The 15,903-nt window shown below is 68.6% G+C and carries 13 protein-coding genes and 1 pseudogene; 11 read left to right on the top strand and 3 right to left on the bottom strand.

Going from position 1 to position 15,903, the window contains the following annotated elements; genetic code table 11:
- Position 1: 1 nt before the first annotated feature.
- The gene (locus FB475_RS16130) at positions 2-628 is read right to left on the bottom strand and encodes a hypothetical protein (RefSeq protein WP_141856837.1); all 627 of its coding nucleotides are present in this window, start codon (positions 626-628) and stop codon (positions 2-4) included.
- Between the two features lie 88 nt (positions 629-716).
- Here FB475_RS16130 and FB475_RS16125 point away from each other — a divergent pair, with 88 nt between their 5' ends.
- On the top strand, positions 717-1,496 hold the full coding sequence (locus FB475_RS16125) for a polysaccharide deacetylase family protein (protein WP_141856835.1): 780 nt from the start codon (positions 717-719) through the stop codon (positions 1,494-1,496).
- Positions 1,493-2,719, top strand: a complete 1,227-nt coding sequence (locus FB475_RS16120) for a YncE family protein (protein WP_141856833.1) — start codon at positions 1,493-1,495, stop codon at positions 2,717-2,719. Before FB475_RS16125 ends, FB475_RS16120 begins: the two co-directional genes overlap by 4 nt.
- Before the next feature lie 207 nt (positions 2,720-2,926).
- Here FB475_RS16120 and FB475_RS38390 read toward each other — a convergent pair.
- Positions 2,927-3,064, bottom strand: a pseudogene (locus tag FB475_RS38390) (hypothetical protein); the annotation flags it as partial.
- Positions 3,065-3,545: 481 nt separating this feature from the next.
- Between FB475_RS38390 and FB475_RS16110 the strand changes: the two are divergent.
- Genes FB475_RS16110 through FB475_RS16075 form a run of 8 tightly spaced genes read left to right on the top strand, consistent with a single transcriptional unit; the run spans position 3,546 to position 13,953 of the window.
- The gene (locus FB475_RS16110) at positions 3,546-4,334 is read left to right on the top strand and encodes a TIGR03084 family metal-binding protein (RefSeq protein WP_141856831.1); all 789 of its coding nucleotides are present in this window, start codon (positions 3,546-3,548) and stop codon (positions 4,332-4,334) included.
- Positions 4,331-6,040: an acyclic terpene utilization AtuA family protein gene (locus tag FB475_RS16105; protein ID WP_141856829.1), complete on the top strand. Its 1,710-nt coding sequence runs from the start codon at positions 4,331-4,333 to the stop codon at positions 6,038-6,040. Before FB475_RS16110 ends, FB475_RS16105 begins: the two co-directional genes overlap by 4 nt.
- The gene (locus FB475_RS16100; RefSeq protein ID WP_202878342.1) at positions 6,037-7,158 is read left to right on the top strand and encodes an acyl-CoA dehydrogenase family protein; all 1,122 of its coding nucleotides are present in this window, start codon (positions 6,037-6,039) and stop codon (positions 7,156-7,158) included. The genes FB475_RS16105 and FB475_RS16100 overlap by 4 nt, the downstream gene beginning before the upstream one ends.
- On the top strand, positions 7,155-8,708 hold the full coding sequence (locus tag FB475_RS16095; RefSeq protein WP_141856825.1) for an acyl-CoA carboxylase subunit beta: 1,554 nt from the start codon (positions 7,155-7,157) through the stop codon (positions 8,706-8,708). Before FB475_RS16100 ends, FB475_RS16095 begins: the two co-directional genes overlap by 4 nt.
- A gap of 5 nt (positions 8,709-8,713) precedes the next feature.
- Positions 8,714-10,627: an acetyl/propionyl/methylcrotonyl-CoA carboxylase subunit alpha gene (locus tag FB475_RS16090; RefSeq protein ID WP_141856823.1), complete on the top strand. Its 1,914-nt coding sequence runs from the start codon at positions 8,714-8,716 to the stop codon at positions 10,625-10,627.
- A complete protein-coding gene (locus FB475_RS16085) occupies positions 10,624-11,781 on the top strand; it encodes an acyl-CoA dehydrogenase family protein (protein WP_141856821.1) in 1,158 nt (385 codons plus the stop codon). The genes FB475_RS16090 and FB475_RS16085 overlap by 4 nt, the downstream gene beginning before the upstream one ends.
- 11 nt (positions 11,782-11,792) lie before the next feature.
- Positions 11,793-13,349: an AMP-binding protein gene (locus FB475_RS16080; RefSeq protein WP_141856819.1), complete on the top strand. Its 1,557-nt coding sequence runs from the start codon at positions 11,793-11,795 to the stop codon at positions 13,347-13,349.
- Positions 13,342-13,953 (top strand): TetR/AcrR family transcriptional regulator, encoded by a 612-nt coding sequence (locus FB475_RS16075; RefSeq protein WP_202878341.1) that lies wholly within the window; start codon positions 13,342-13,344, stop codon positions 13,951-13,953. The genes FB475_RS16080 and FB475_RS16075 overlap by 8 nt, the downstream gene beginning before the upstream one ends.
- Here the strand turns inward: FB475_RS16075 and FB475_RS16070 are convergent.
- A complete protein-coding gene (locus tag FB475_RS16070; RefSeq protein WP_141856817.1) occupies positions 13,926-14,729 on the bottom strand; it encodes an AraC family transcriptional regulator in 804 nt (267 codons plus the stop codon). The genes FB475_RS16075 and FB475_RS16070 overlap by 28 nt on opposite strands.
- 54 nt (positions 14,730-14,783) lie before the next feature.
- Between FB475_RS16070 and FB475_RS16065 the strand changes: the two genes are divergently transcribed.
- The gene (locus tag FB475_RS16065) at positions 14,784-15,902 is read left to right on the top strand and encodes an MFS transporter (RefSeq protein ID WP_238332172.1); all 1,119 of its coding nucleotides are present in this window, start codon (positions 14,784-14,786) and stop codon (positions 15,900-15,902) included.
- The last annotated feature ends 1 nt before the right edge of the window (position 15,903 follow it).

The following is a 15,903-nucleotide window of genomic DNA, read 5'->3' as shown; positions in this document are numbered from 1 at the left end:
CTCACCCCACTGGCTGTGGCACCGCGAGGTGGTCGAGCGGTACGCCGACCAGCCGGATGCTCGGCTCTGCCCAGTCGTTGAGGATGGCCTCGGTGCCGAGGTGGCCGGCGAGTTCGGACTGGCTGAGTTCGAAGACGTGCGCGGCGTTGCCGGTGAGGTCCACCACGGACTGCATCAGGCGGTCCACCTGTGCCGTCCATCGCGGATCCTCCAGAGTGCAGTCGTCCGGGCGGATCAGCAGCAGGTCCACGTCACTGTCGAGATCACCGTCGCCACGGGCGATCGCGCCGTACACGCTGGCATGCACCGCAGCGATGCCCCAGCTGCTGATCTCCTCGGCGAGGCGGCCGAGCAACGTACTGCGGAGGTTCGCCAACTGTTCGACGATCGGCGCGAGCAGGTGGCTGCGGTTGAGGCGATAGAGCAACGAGTTCCCGACGTCTTCGGCGTGCACCAGGCCGGTCGTCGCGAGTCGTTGCAGGACGAGCCGGACGCCGGCAACGCTGCCCGAACCGGCGAGCTTGTGGATCTGGCGACCGGACAGGCCTTCCTCGGTTGCGGCCAGGACGAGCAGCACCGGTCCGTCGAGTGACGGCACCACTGTGCTGATCGGGCTCGCGAGGTCCACCGGACCACCTTAGTGACCGGCCGGTTCCGTTCCGCAACCACCCTGCTGCTCAGGGTCCGCTCAGCGACGGCTCCGTACGTTCGCCGGTATGGAGCGCCGTACTGTCCTGAAATCGGCCCTGCTGGCGATAGGTACCGGCGCCGCGGCCGGCTGCTCGACCAACCACCAGTCCAGCGCTCCACCACCTAGTCCGTCGAGCAAGGCCGCCTCGCCGACCACCCCGGCGGCGACGTCCCCTGGGCCTGTCGCGAAGCCGAAGCCGCCGACCGAAGCCGTCGAAATCGGCCACGGTCCGCGAACAGTGCAGCAGGTCGCCCTGACCTTCCACGGCAACGGCGATCCGGCGCTCGCCACCAAACTCCTCGACCTGGTCGAGCACGCGGGCGCCAAGGCGAGCGTCCTCGCCGTCGGCACCTGGCTGGTGGCACATCCCGAGATGGCCGGCCGGGTACTCCAGGGCGGTCACGATCTCGGCAACCACACGATGCACCACAAACCGATGCGGCGGCTCGGTGCCGCCGAGGCCCGGCGCGAGGTCCACGACTGCGCGGCGGTACTTCGTCGTACGGCGAGGAGCCCGGGCCGCTGGTTCCGCGCCTCCGGGACCCAGCAGACCACCCCACTGATCAGATCGGCGGCCGCCGCGTCCGGATACGCTACTTGTGTGTCGTACGACGTCGACGGTCTCGACTGGCAGGACCCGCCCGCGGCCACGGTGGTGAAGGCGGTCCTCGACGGCATCCGGCCCGGATCGATCGTCAGCCTGCATCTCGGCCACCCGGTGACGATCGCCGCGCTCCCGGAGATCCTGTCCGGCCTGCACACGAAGCGGCTGGCCCCGGTCACCTTGAGCGAACTCCTGCAATGAAGCGGATCGTTGCCCTAGGCATGGTCTTGGCTCTGGCCGTCAGCGCCTGCTCGGCCAATGCCGGCCAGACCACGACCGCCGGCACGCCGCTCGGCTCCGCACCACCGAGCTCCGCACCACCCAGCTCTACCCAAGCTCCACCGCCGGCTTCCCAGGGCACGCCGACCGCCACACCCCACCTGCTTCCCGGCATGCCGGCACCGCTGTCGCCCAAGGACGTCTGGGCCGCCGACCGCCCGGGCCGGCTCGCCGCGGCCGTCCGCCGGGACCCGTACCGCATCTACGTCCCGAACAGCGGCAGCAACACCGTGACCGAGATCGACCCGCGCACGTACAAGGTGATCCGCACCTTCCGGACGGCGCGCGAGCCGCAACACGTCGTACCGTCGTGGGACCTGAAGACACTGTGGGTCAACAACGACCTCGGCAACACGCTGACGCCGATCAACCCGCTCACCGGGCTCCCCGGCCGGCCGGTCGCCGTCCACGACCCGTACAACCTGTACTTCACCCCGGACGGCAAACACGCGGTCGTGATGGCGTCCAACGACAAGCAACTGGTCTTCCGTGACCCGCACACGATGGCCGTACAGAAGGTCTTACCGGTGCCGTGCGCCGGAGTGAACCACGCGGACTTCTCAGCCGACGGTACGTCGTTCCTGGTGTCCTGCGAGTTCTCCGGGCAACTGCTGCTCGTGGACACCGCCGCGGAGAAGGTTCTGCAGGTGCTGCGCTTGCCTGGACAGCGCGGGATGCACGCGCCGATGCCACAGGACGTGAAGCTGTCGCCGGACGGACGGTTCTACTACGTCGCGGACATGATGACCAACGGCCTCTGGGTCCTGTCCGCGCAGCCGCCGGTGCGGATCCTGAAGTTCATCCCGACCGGCCTCGGCGCGCACGGGCTGTACGTCACGCGGAACTCGCGGTACCTGATCATCACGAACCGCGGCGAGGGGTCGATCTCGATGCTCGACTTCGTCACCGGGAAGGTGGTCCGCAAGATCAAGATCCCGGGCGGCGGAAGCCCGGACATGGGCGGGATCTCGCCGGACGGCCAGGTGCTGTGGGTGTCTGGACGGTACAACGCGGTCGTGTACGCGATCCGCTTCAGCGACGGCAAGCTGCTCGCCCGGATCCCGGTCGGCAAAGGCCCACACGGCCTGGCGGTCTTTCCACAGCCCGGCCGGTACTCGCTCGGCCACACCGGGGTCTTCCGCTAGACACCCTTGGCGCCGACGCGAAGGCTCGGCCTTGTGGTGCCGGAACTCCAGCATCGTGCTGCCCGGCCGGATCCCGCGCCGCCGGATGTCCTCGGAGAACCCGATCATCCCGAGCCAACGCGCCACCTTCGGCCGGGTCGTGTACGTGTCGCTGTCGTGTCGCCGTACCAGCAGCTCCTCGATCACCAGCTCGTCGACGGCACGCCGCAGCGTCATCCGGGCGACGTTCCAGCGCGCCGCCAGCTCCCGCTCCGGCGGCAGCGCGGCGCCCTCGGGCAACGTGTCGATCAGACTCAGCAGCAACGCCCGGATCCCGGCGGCCTTCCCCGGCAGCGAAGCATGCATTGCACCTGGGTTGCAGCTACTGGAACACTCCGGAACCCCTTAGATCACCGTTGAACAGACCAGTCTCAGTTATTGCCGGCCTCATGCAAGCGCTTTCTGGTGACAACCGGCGTACTGTGGGCAGCAGTCCCGGAATCGATGACACCCCACCTTGAGGCTGCCAGCCGTACCGGCCCTCTTGAGGAGATGTCATGTCGGCCATCAATCGTCGAGACACGCCCGAACCGTCTACGCCAGGCACGCCGCCGTCCGCCGTCGATGGGCTCTCGCAGCCACTACCCGTCCGGGTTCCCCGTTCCGGGGTCCGCGACGCCTGGACCCGGCTCGTTCGGATGGTCCGCCGCAGCAAGCACTGAGAGCGGGTGTCGCCGACGGTCGCCTGGCCGTCGGTGGCAGCTGCGAAACGGAAAACAAGCACGCTTGATTCTTTTTGCCGGGAGTGGGAAGCTCGGCTGCATCGATCCCGGCGAGGGAGTGCAGCGTGCAACTGGACGAAGTGCTGGCGGATCTGTGGGCCGAGAGTGCCGAGCTGGACCGGTTGGTCGGTGGGCTGGCCGCGGACGAGTGGTCCACCCCGACTCCGGCCGAAGGCTGGACGATCGCACATCAGATCGCTCACCTGGCCTGGACGGACGAGGCGGCGCAGCTCGCGGCGACGGATCCTGAGGCATTCAAGGCTTCGTTGCAGGTCGCCGCGGCCAGTCCGGCGACGTACGTCGACGACGGGGCGGCGGAGACTGCCGCGCTGCCGCCGGACGAGTTGCTGACGTACTGGCGGGAGACGCGCGCGGAGCTCGCCGAGGCACTGAAGAAGGTGCCGGCGGGCGAGAAGGTGCTGTGGTACGGACCGCCGATGAGCCCGACGTCGATGGCGACCGCGCGGTTGATGGAGACGTGGGCGCACGGACAGGACGTGTTCGACGCGCTCGGCGTACGCCGCCAACCGAGCAACCGGCTGCGCCACGTCGCCCACCTGGCGGTGCGCACGCGGGACTTCGCGTACGTGCTCAGCAATCGGACCCCGCCGGTGGAGGCGTTCCGCGTCGAACTCACCGGACCTGACGGTGATGCATGGGTCTTCGGGCCGGAGGACGCGGCTCAGCGGGTGACGGCTCCGGCGCTCGACTTCTGTCTGCTGGCGACGCAGCGGCGGCACCGCGACGACCTGTCGGTCGAGGCGGACGGGGCTGACGCCGAGGAATGGCTCAGCATCATCCAGGCCTTCGCCGGGATGCCGGGGAAGGGCCGGGAGCCGGGGCAGTTCGCATGAAGGCACCGATCCGGATCGGGAATGCGTCTGGGTTCTACGGTGACCGGTTCAGTGCTGTGCAGGAGATGCTGACCGGCGGGCCGTTGGATGTGTTGACGGGCGACTACCTGGCCGAGTTGACGATGCTGATCCTCGGGCGCGATCGGCTGAAGGACCCTGAGCTGGGCTATGCGAGGACGTTCCTCAAGCAGCTCGAGACCGGGCTGGGGGAGGCACTCGACCGAGGCGTGAAGATCGTCAGCAATGCGGGTGGGTTGAATCCTGCCGGGCTGGCCGCGGCGATCGAGGAGCTGGCGGAGAAGCTCGGGTTGCATCCGAAGGTTGCGTACGTCGAGGGCGATGACCTCCTGCCCAGGACCGAAGAGCTGGGGCTGGGTCAGCCGATGACTGCCAACGCTTACCTGGGCGCGTGGGGCATCGCGGCGGCGCTGGATGCCGGGGCTGATGTGGTGGTCACCGGGCGGGTGACCGACGCTTCGGTGATCGTCGGGCCGGCCGCGGCGCATCACGGGTGGCGGCGGACGCAGTACGACGAACTCGCCGGTGCGGTCGCGGCCGGGCATGTGATCGAGTGCGGGTGCCAGGCCACCGGCGGGAACTACGCGTTCTTCACCGAGATCCGCGACTTCGGCCGACCCGGGTTCCCGATCGCGGAGATCCACGCGGACGGCAGCAGCGTGATCACCAAGCACGACGGCACCGGCGGCGCGGTCACGATCGACACGGTCAAGGCGCAGCTGCTGTACGAGATCACCGGCGCCCGGTACGCCGGTCCGGACGTCACCACCCGGCTCGACACGATCGAGCTCAGCGCCGACGGTCCGGATCGGGTCCGGATCTCCGGCGTCCGCGGTGAGGCGCCGCCGCCGACGTACAAGGTCTCGCTGAACAGCGTCGGCGGTTTCCGCAACGAGGTCGACTTCGTCCTGACCGGCCTGCAACTCGAGCAGAAGGCCGAACTCGTCCAGCAGCAACTGGAGGACGCGCTGCCGAAGCGGCCCGCGGAGCTGAAGTGGTCGCTCGCCTGGACCGAGAAGCCGAACGCCGAGACCGAGGAGGAGGCCAGCGTTTTCCTCCGCTGCGCGGTGAAGGACCTCGATCCGAAGGTCGTCGGACGCGCGTTCAGCAGCGCGGCGGTCGAGCTGGCGCTGGCGAGCTACCCCGGCTTCCACGTCACCGCGCCACCTGGTGAGGGTTCGCCGTACGGCGTGTTCCAGGCCGGGTACGTCGACATCCACGACGTCGAGCATGTCGTCGTACTGCCGGACGGCTCGCGTACCGTGATCGAGCCGGCGCCCGAGACACTGCCGCTCGAACCCGTCGACGACATCGAGGAACCGCTGCCGTTGCTGCAGCTGTCGAGCGGACCGCCGCGAACGCGCGAGGTCCCGCTCGGCCGGATCGCCGGTGCGCGGTCGGGCGACAAGGGCGGTGACGCGAACGTCGGCGTGTGGGTACGGGACGACAAGTCGTGGCGGTGGCTCGCGCACACGCTCACGGTGGAGCTGTTCAAGGAGTTGCTGCCGGAGACGCAACCGTTGGCCGTGACGCGGTACCTGCTGCCGAATCTGTTCGCGGTCAACTTCGTGGTCGAGGGTCTGCTCGGTGAGGGGGTCGCGGCGCAGGCGCGGTTCGACCCGCAGGCGAAGGCGCTCGGGGAATGGCTGCGGTCACGGTACGTCGACGTACCGGAGGTGCTGTTGTGAACGACTTCCGCGAGTCGGTTCGACGATTCATGCGCGCCGAGGTGCTGCCGCACCTCGACCAGTGGGAGCGGGACGGTGAACTGCCGCGGGAGCTGCACAAGAAGGCCGGCGCGCTCGGGTTGCTGGGCGTCGGGTTTCCGGAGGCGGTCGGTGGTGGCGGTGGATCGCTGCTCGACGCGATCGCGGTGGTCGAAGAGATGCACTACACCGGCGGCTCCGGAGGCCTCGTTGCTTCCCTGCTCACCTGCGGGATCGCACTACCCCACATCATTGCTGAAGGCAACGAGCAGCACCTCGAGCGGTGGGTTCGGCCAACGTTGGACGGTGAGCTGATCGGCGCACTGGCGATCACCGAACCTGGCGGCGGCTCCGACGTCGCATCTCTTCGTACGACGGCCCGCCGCGAGGGCGATGTGTTTGTGGTGAACGGTGCGAAGACGTTCATCACGTCGGGGTGCCGGGCGGATTTTGTTACCACGGCAGTCCGTACTGATGGCGCTGGACCGCACGGGATCAGCCTCCTGGTGATCGAGAAGGGTGCGGCCGGCTTCGTGGTTTCGAGGCGGCTGGAGAAGATGGGATGGTTGTGCTCCGACACCGCGGAGCTGTCCTTCACCGACGTACGGGTGCCGGCGAGCAACCTGGTGGGCGCGCCGGGGACCGGGTTTGTGCAGCTGGCGGTCAACTTCGTGGCCGAGCGGTTGACGCTGGCCGTGCAGGCTTATGCAGGGGCGCAGCGGGCCCTTGATCTCACGGTTGCGTGGTGCCGGGAGCGGGAGACGTTCGGGCGGCCGTTGATCTCCCGGCAGACGGTGCAGCACACGTTGACCGAAATGGCGCGGCGGATTTCCGTGGCGCGCGTGTACGTCCACGAGGTGGCGCGGCGGGCGGACGCCGGTGAGGACGTCGTCGCGGAGACCTGTTTCGCGAAGAACACCGCGGTCGAGGCGGGGCAGTGGGTCTGTGATCAGGCGCTGCAGTTGCACGGCGGCCTCGGGTACATGCGCGAGGCCGAAGTGGAACGCCAGTACCGCGACCAGAAGATCCTCGCCATCGGCGGCGGCACCACCGAGATCCTGACCGGTCTCGCCTCCAGACGACTGGGGTACACGGCATGAGTAATCGCCAGCAGATGTTGGAGAAGCTCGCCGCGCTCGATGCCGAGCACGAGAAGGCGCTCGCGGGCGGTGGACCGAAGTACGTCGAGCGGCATCATCAGCGCGGCAAACTGCTCGCCCGGGAGCGGATCGAGCTACTACTCGACCCGGACTCGTACTTCCTCGAGCTCTCGCCGCTGGCCGGCTGGGGTTCCGACTTCGCGGTCGGCGCCAGTCTGGTGACCGGGATCGGCGTCGTCGAGGGCGTCGAGTGCCTGATCACCGCGAACGACCCCACCGTCAAAGGCGGCGCCTCCAACCCTTGGACGCTGAAGAAAGCCTTGCGGGCCGATGAGATCGCGCGGGCGAACCGGCTGCCGGTGATCAGCCTGGTGGAGTCCGGCGGCGCGGACCTGCCGACGCAGAAGGAGATCTTCATCCCCGGCGGCGCGATGTTCCGGAACCTGACCCGGCTGTCCGCCGAAGGGATCCCGACCATCGCGCTGGTGTTCGGCAACTCGACCGCAGGCGGCGCGTACATCCCCGGGATGAGCGACTACGTCGTGATGGTCGACGGCGGTGCCAAGGTGTTCCTCGCGGGCCCGCCGCTGGTGAAGATGGCGACTGGCGAGGACGCGGACGACGAGTCGCTCGGCGGGGCGTCGATGCACGCGCGGAAGTCCGGGCTGGCCGACTACTTCGCCGTCGACGAGCAGGACGCGATCCGGCTCGGCCGGCAGATCGTGTCCCGGCTCAACTGGCGCAAGCTCGGTCCGCCGCCGCAACCGTCGTACGACGAACCGTTGCTGCCCGCCGACGACCTGCTCGACATCGTGCCGGGTGACCTCAAGATCCCGTTCGATCCGCGGGACGTGATCGCTCGCGTGGTGGACGGGTCGGTGTTCGACGAGTTCAAGCCGCTGTACGGTTCGTCGCTGGCGACCGGCTGGGCGTCGGTGCACGGGTACCCGGTGGGGATCCTGGCGAACGCGCGCGGCGTGCTGTTCAGCGAGGAGTCGCAGAAGGCGGCGCAGTTCATCCAGCTCGCAAACCGCGCGAACACGCCGCTGATCTTCCTGCACAACACGACCGGATACATGGTCGGGCAGGAGTACGAGCAGGGTGGAATCATCAAACACGGCGCGCAGATGATCAACGCGGTCTCGAACTCGCGTGTTCCGCACATCTCGATCCTGATGGGAGCCTCGTACGGCGCCGGGCACTACGGGATGTGCGGTCGGGCGTTCGATCCGAGGTTCCTGTTCGCGTGGCCGTCCGCGAAGTCGGCGGTGATGGGGCCGCAGCAGCTGGCCGGTGTGCTGTCGATCGTCGCGCGGGCAGCCGCGGAGGCGAAGGGCATGCCGTACGACGAGGACGGTGACCGGCAGATGCGCGCGTACGTCGAGGGTCAGATCGAAGCGGAGTCGCTGCCGATGTTCCTGTCCGGACGCTTGTACGACGACGGCGTCATCGACCCCCGCGACACCCGGACGGTCCTGGGCATCTGCCTGTCCGCCATCCACTCCGCCCCGGTCGAAGGCACCTCGACCTTCGGCGTCTTCCGGATGTGATGCGGATGATCTCTTCGGTACTGGTCGCGAACCGGGGCGAGATCGCTCGCCGGATCTTCCGTACTGCTCGGGCGCTCGGGTTGTCCACAGTCGCGGTGTACTCGACAGCTGATGCGTGGATGCCGTACGTCGACGAGGCGGATGCCGGCGTACATCTGCCGGGGAATGCGCCGGGTGAGACCTACCTGCGGAGCGAGCTGATCGTCGAGGCGGCGTTGCGAGCCGGGGCGGACGCCGTCCATCCGGGGTACGGCTTTCTGTCCGAGAATGCTGCGTTCGCGCAGGCGGTGATCGATGCGGGGTTGACCTGGATCGGACCGCCGGTGGATGCGATCTCGTCGATGGGGTCGAAGATCGAGGCGAAGAAGCTGATGGCGGCGGCCGGGGTACCGGTGCTGGCCGAACTGACGCCGGCAGAGGTGTCGGCGGACGATCTGCCCGTACTGGTGAAGGCGTCCGCCGGTGGTGGTGGGCGCGGGATGCGGGTCGTGACGCGGCTCGCGGATCTTGCCGCGGAGATTGACGCCGCGTCGGCGGAGGCGTTGTCGGCCTTCGGCGACGGGACCGTGTTCTGCGAGCGGTATCTCGCGCGTGGGCGGCACATCGAAGTACAGGTGATGGCGGACCAGCACGGGACGATCTGGGCGGTCGGTGAGCGCGAGTGCTCGATCCAGCGCCGCCACCAGAAGGTCGTCGAGGAGGCCCCGTCGCCGCTGGTCGAACGCATCCCGTCGATGCGGCCTGCCTTGTTCGACGCGGCGCGGAAGGCGGCGGCGGCGATCGGATACGTCGGCGCCGGAACCGTCGAGTTCCTCGCCGACGAGAACGGTGCGTTCTACTTCCTCGAGATGAACACCCGTCTCCAGGTGGAACACCCGGTCACCGAGGAGACCACGGGCCTCGACCTGGTCCAGTTGCAGTTCGCCGTGGCCGCCGGGGAACGGCTCCCACCCGAACCACCTCCCACGGTCGGCCATGCGATCGAGGTCCGGCTGTACGCCGAGGATCCGCTGCACGACTGGCAGCCCCAGACCGGCACCCTCCACCGCTTCGAACTGCCCGCGGACGTTCGGGTGGATTCGGGAGTGGCGGACGGGTCCGAGGTTTCGCCGTACTACGACGCGATGTTGGCGAAGGTTATTGCGTCTGGTGCGGATCGGGCGGCGGTTGCGCGGCGGTTGGCCGTTGCTCTTCAGCAGGCGCGACTGCACGGGCCCGGGACCAATCGTGAGTTGTTGGTGTGGATTCTTCGGCATCCGGCGTTTCTCGCGGGGGACACCGATACCGGCTTCTTCGAGGAGCACGGTGTGGGTGGAGCGGTCGACGACGCGGTGGTGCGAGTGTCCGCGCTGGCGGCCGCGCTCGCCGATGCGGCTGGACGACGTACTCCGGTGCGGGTGCCGAGCGGGTGGCGGAACCTGGTGTCGCAGCCGCAGCGGAAGAGTTACCGGTACGGCGATCAGGTCGTCGAGGTCGAGTACCGGCTGACGCGGGACGGATTGGTTGTTGACGGCAACACTGCGCTGATTTCCCTGGACTGTGGGCAGGTAGTGCTCGAGGTGGACGGTGTACGCCGGGCGTTCGCGGTGGCGGCGTACGGCGGGAGCTCGGCCGGGCTTGTTTGTGTGGACTCGCCCCTGGGGAGTGTCGCGTTCACGCCGGTGGAACGGTTCGTCGATCCGGCGGCGCAGGTTGCCATTGGGTCGTTGGTGGCGCCAATGCCGGGGACCGTCATCCGGGTCGGTGTGCAGGTCGGCGACGTGGTGCAGGAAGGGCAGCCGCTGCTCTGGCTGGAGGCGATGAAGATGGAGCATGCGATCGCCGCCCCGGCGGACGGGGTGGTCGGCGAGCTGAAGGTGGCAGCGGGACAACAGGTCGAGGTCGGCGCCGTACTGGCCGTGGTCGGGGAGGAAGCATGAACTTCGTCGAATCCGAAGAGCGCCGGGAGTTGCGCAAGGTCGTCGGTGAGCTCGGGAAGAAGTACGGCTACGAGTGGTTCAACCGGCAGGCTCGGACCGGTGGGCACACCACCGAGTTGTGGCTCGAGGCGGGCAAGCTCGGGTTCCTCGGGGTGAATCTTCCCGAGCAGTACGGCGGTGGTGGCGGCGGGATGGCCGACCTGTCGATCGTGCTGGAGGAACTCGGCGCGGCCGGCTGCCCGCTGCTGATGATGGTGGTCTCGCCCTCCATCTGCGGCACGGTCATCTCCCGCTTCGGCACCGACGACCAGAAGCAGCGGTGGCTGCCGGGTCTCGCGGACGGTACGACGATCATGGCGTTCGCGATCACCGAACCCGACGCCGGCTCGAATTCGCACCAGATCACCACCACCGCCCGCCGCATGGACCACGGCTGGTCGCTCACCGGGCAGAAGGTGTTCATCTCCGGCCTCGATGTCGCGAAGGCCGTCCTCGTGGTCGGCCGCACCGAAGACGCTCGCACCGGCAAGCTCAAACCCGCGCTGTTCATCGTCCCGACCGACGCACCGGGCGTGGAGTTCCGGCAGATCGAGATGGATCTGATCAGCCCGGACAAGCAGTACGCCCTGTTCCTGGACGACGTACAACTGCGGCGCGAAGCGCTCGTCGGATCCGAGGACGCGGCGCTCATGCAACTGTTCGCGGGCCTGAACCCGGAGCGGATCATGGCGTCGGCGTTCGCGCTCGGTATTGCGCGGCATGCGCTCGGCAAGGCAACGGCGTACGTCAAGGAACGCCAGGTGTGGAAGCAACCGATCGGCGCGCACCAAGGCCTGGCGCATCCGCTCGCGCAGATCAAGATCGAGCTCGAACTTGCCCGGCTGATGATGCAGAAGGCCGCCGCGCTGTACGACGCCGGCGACGACCTGGGCGCCGGCGAGGCCGCGAACATGGCGAAGTACGCCGCCGGTGAGGTCGCCGTACGGGCCACCGACCAGGCCGTGCAATCGCTCGGCGGGAACGGTATGACGGTCGAGTACGGCGTCGCCGCGCTGGTCGCCGCCGCCCGCGCGACCCGGATCGCTCCGGTGAGCCGGGAAATGATCCTGAACTTCGTCGCCCAACACAGCCTCGGACTGCCCAAGTCGTACTAAGGAGTGGGGCCATGGCCATCACCAGTCAGTTCCCGCCGGTCGAAGTGCTCGACGTACCGATCCACGACGCCGTCCTGGGCAGAGCGCAGGAGTACGGCGACCGGCCGGCGATGGTCGACGGTGTCACCGGCAAGTCACTCAGCTATGCGGAATTGGATCGCCTGACCCGTCGGGTCGCGGCCGGTCTCGCGGAGCTAGGCATCCGGCACGGCGACGTGATCGCGCTGTACAGCCCGAACACGATCCTGTACCCGGTCGTGTTCTACGGCGCGACCCGCGCCGGCGCGACCGTGACCACGGTGAACGCGCTCTACACCGCGGACGAGCTGCACAAGCAGCTGATCGACTCGAAGGCGAAGTTGCTGGTGACGATTTCGCTGTTCCTGCCGGCCGCGGCCGCGGCGGTCGAGGAGACCGGCGTATCGGAGATCTTCGTCTGCGACCAGGCCGACGGCTATCGCTCGGTCCAGGAGCTGTTCGCGTCGACCGCCCCCGAGCCTGTGGTGGAGATCGATCCAGCGGAAGATCTCGCCGTACTGCCGTACTCGAGCGGGACCACCGGCGCGGCGAAGGGCGTGATGCTGACCCATCGCAACATCGCGACGAACATCTCGCAGGCCGAGGTGATGATCACGCTCGGACAGGAGGAGCGGATCATCGCGATCCTGCCGTTCTTCCACATCTACGGGCTGTCGGTGTTGATGAACCTGCCGCTGCGGCTCGGTGCGACGGTCGTCGTACTGCCGAAGTTCGAGCTGCAGCAGTTCCTGACGACGCTGGATCAGCAGCGGATCACGCGGGCGTTCGTGGCGCCGCCGGTCGTGCTGGCGCTGGCCAAGCACCCGGCTGTGGACGGCGTGGACCTGTCCCATCTGAAATACGTGACGTCGGCGGCGGCGCCGTTGGACGGTGAGTTGGCCGAGGCGTGCGCGAAGCGGCTCGGGTTGCACGCGGTACTGCAGGCGTACGGGATGACCGAGTTGTCACCCGGTACGCACGCCGTACCGCAGGACGACCCGGAACCGCCGCCGGGTGCGGTCGGGAAGCTGTTCCCGTCGACGGAGATGCGACTGGTAGGTGCCGATGGCAACGATACGGACGAGGGCGAGATCTGGATCCGCGGACCGCAGGTGATGAAGGGCTACCTCGGGCGGCAGGCGGAGACGGACGCGACGATCGATGCGGACGGCTGGCTGCACACCGGTGACATCGGGCGGATGGACGATCGCGGTTACCTGTACGTCGTGGATCGGGTGAAGGAGCTGATCAAGTACCACGGCTACCAGGTGCCGCCCGCGGAACTGGAGGCCGTGCTGCTCACCGACGACCGGATCGCCGACGCGGCAGTGATCGGGGTCGATGCGGACGGCAACGAAGTGCCGAAGGCGTTCGTGGTGCCGATGCCGGGGGTGTCGCTGACCGAGCAGGACGTGATGGACTACGTGGCCGCGCGGGTGGCGCCGTACAAGAAGATCCGGCAGGTGGAGTTCATCGACGCGGTGCCGAAGGCGGCGTCCGGGAAGATCCTGCGGCGCGAACTGCGGGCGCGTGAGGCCGCGCGTGAGTGAGGTGTTGAAGGAGCCGCAGCAGGACCGGTCGCGGGCGACGCGGCAACGGTTGCTGGAGGCATCGGTCGAGTCGCTCGCCGAGGTCGGGTACGCCGCGACAACGGTTTCGGTGGTCGCGGCGCGGGCCGGGGTGTCGCGGGGCGCGGCGCAGCATCACTTTCCGACCCGGGCGGATCTGTTCGCTGCCGCGGTCGAGTACATGACCGAGGTGCGGTTGGCGGAGATCCGCGCGCAGGCGTCGCGGTTGCCGAGCGGCGCGAGGCGGACCGAGGCGATCGTGGCGATGCTGGCCGACGTCTATACCGGGCCGTTGTTCAAGGCGGCGCTGCACTTGTGGGTGGCGGCGTCGACGGAAGAGGCGTTGCGCCGGCAGATCGTGCGGTTGGAGGCGCATGTGGGGCGGCAGGCGCATCGGGCGTTGCTGGAGGTGCTGGACGTGAGCGAGCGGACGCCTGGGGTGCGCGAGACGGTGCAAGGGGTGCTCGACATGGCGCGGGGGCTGGGCCTCGCTGACCTGTTGACCGACGACAGTACGCGGCGGCGCGGCATCGTCCGCCAGTGGAGCCGCATCCTCGATCAGGCGTTGCGCGCACCCGGCGTGTGACCGAACGCCTGCTTGAACGTGTCGATGAACGCACTCGTTGACGCCCACCCGCACGCATGTGCCACCCGGGTCACCGACTGCCCCTCCGCCAGCCCGATCAACGCCGCATGCAACCGCAACTGAGTCCGCCACTGCGGAAACGTCATCCCCAACTCGCTCCTGCACAGGCGACTCAACGTCCGCTCACTCGCCCCCACCACTCGCCCCAACTCCACCAACGTCCGGGGGTCCGCCGGCTCCTCCCGCAACAACTCGCAAACACCCACAAGCCGAGGGTCTCGCGCACTAGGCAGGTAGGTCGGCCGCTGATCCGACCCCCGCAACTGATCCAGCAACACCCCGCGCAACCGCTCCCGCTCCGCCGGTTCGTCCGAAACTGATCCCCCGCCTGCCAGGCCCGGCCCGCCGTCCCCTCGCCCGGTGGTGCGGTTTGCTTCCTCGCCGGACGTGTAGGCGAGGATCAACTCTCGGAGGAGGGGGCTCACTACGAGGGCCGTGGGAGTGCTCAGGTTGAGGGGGTTTTCGGCCAGGCCGATGGAGTGGAGAGTGGTTTCGCCGTAGGCGCGGTGTTGGTGGAGGGTGCCGGCCGGGATCCACAGGGCTCGGGTCGCCGGCGTCACCCAGGTGCCGGCGTTGGTGGTGACGGAGAGGACGCCTCGGCCGGCGTAGACGATCTGGTGGCGGTCGTGCCAGTGGGGATCGATACCGCCGCCGGCCTGGATCGGCTGGTGGCCGGTGGTGGCGGGGCGCTGGCCTGGTTGGCGGGTTTCCGGCATTGAATGGCATTTTATCGGAAGCCGGACAACGTGCTTCGCCGCGACGATCATCACGTGCGGAGATCAATCGGGCTGATGGCGGCAGGCCACGCGTGTGTGGACATCTACCAGGGGAGCGTCCCGGCGCTCGTCCCGTTCCTGGTCGCGGAGCGCGGTCTCGGGTACGTCGCGGTGTCGGGCATCACGCTCGCCGCGACGCTGCTGTCGTCCGTCGTGCAGCCGGTGTTCGGCGTACTGACAGACCGCCGTCCGCTCACCTGGCTGATCCCGGTCGCGATGACGACCGCGGGTCTCGGGATCGCGTTGATCGGCGTCGGAGAGCAGTACTGGCTGATGTGGCTGGCGGCGGCGCTGTCCGGGCTCGGCGTGGCGGCGTACCACCCGGAGGCCGCGCGGATGGCGCGTCTGGTCAGCGGCGGGAGTCACGTCGGGATGAGCTGGTTCTCCGTCGGCGGCAACGTCGGCTTCGCGATGGCGCCCGTACTCGTCACCCCGCTGATCGCCGCCGGCGGCCTGTCCTACACCCCGGTCCTGGTCGTACCGGCGCTGGCCGGCGCCACGATCACCTCCTGGGCGATCCGCTCCCGGGCGACCTTCCCCGCCGTACGCCGGCATGCCGACGGCACCGACGACTGGCCGTCGTTCCTGCGCCTATCGGTGATCCTGATCTGCCGCTCGATCGTCTCGGTCGGCCTCGGCACCTTCATCGCCCTGTACGCCGGGCAACGCGTGGGCGGCGGTACGACGACCGGCGGCATCGCGCTGTTCGTGCTCTTCGCGTCCGGCGCACTCGGCACGCTCCTCGGCGGCCGCCTCGCCACCCGGTACGGGCGGATCCGCACGCTGCGTACGTCGTACGCCGTCGCCGTCCCTGCGATCGCCTGCCTGGTCTTTGTCCCCGGTCCGGCGTTCTTCGGCTTCCTCGCGCTGACCGCGACCACGATGTCGATCCCGTTCTCACTGCACGTCACGCTCGGCCAGGACTTCCTCCCCGGCCGCGTCGGTACCGCGGGCGGCATGACGCTTGGGCTGGCGGTCAGCATCGGCGGCGTCGCGACGCCGGTCCTGGGCACGATCGCGGAGCACACGTCGCTGCGGCTCGCGCTCAGTACGCTCATCGCCCTGGCGCTGTGCTCCAGCCTGATCGGCTACGCGCTCGACGAGCCCCTCTGAA

The sequence above is a fragment of the Kribbella jejuensis genome, from assembly GCF_006715085.1.
Taxonomy (GTDB): domain Bacteria; phylum Actinomycetota; class Actinomycetes; order Propionibacteriales; family Kribbellaceae; genus Kribbella; species Kribbella jejuensis.
The sequence above is the reverse complement of the archived record's forward strand: the minus strand, read 5'-3'. Positions and strand labels throughout refer to the sequence as shown.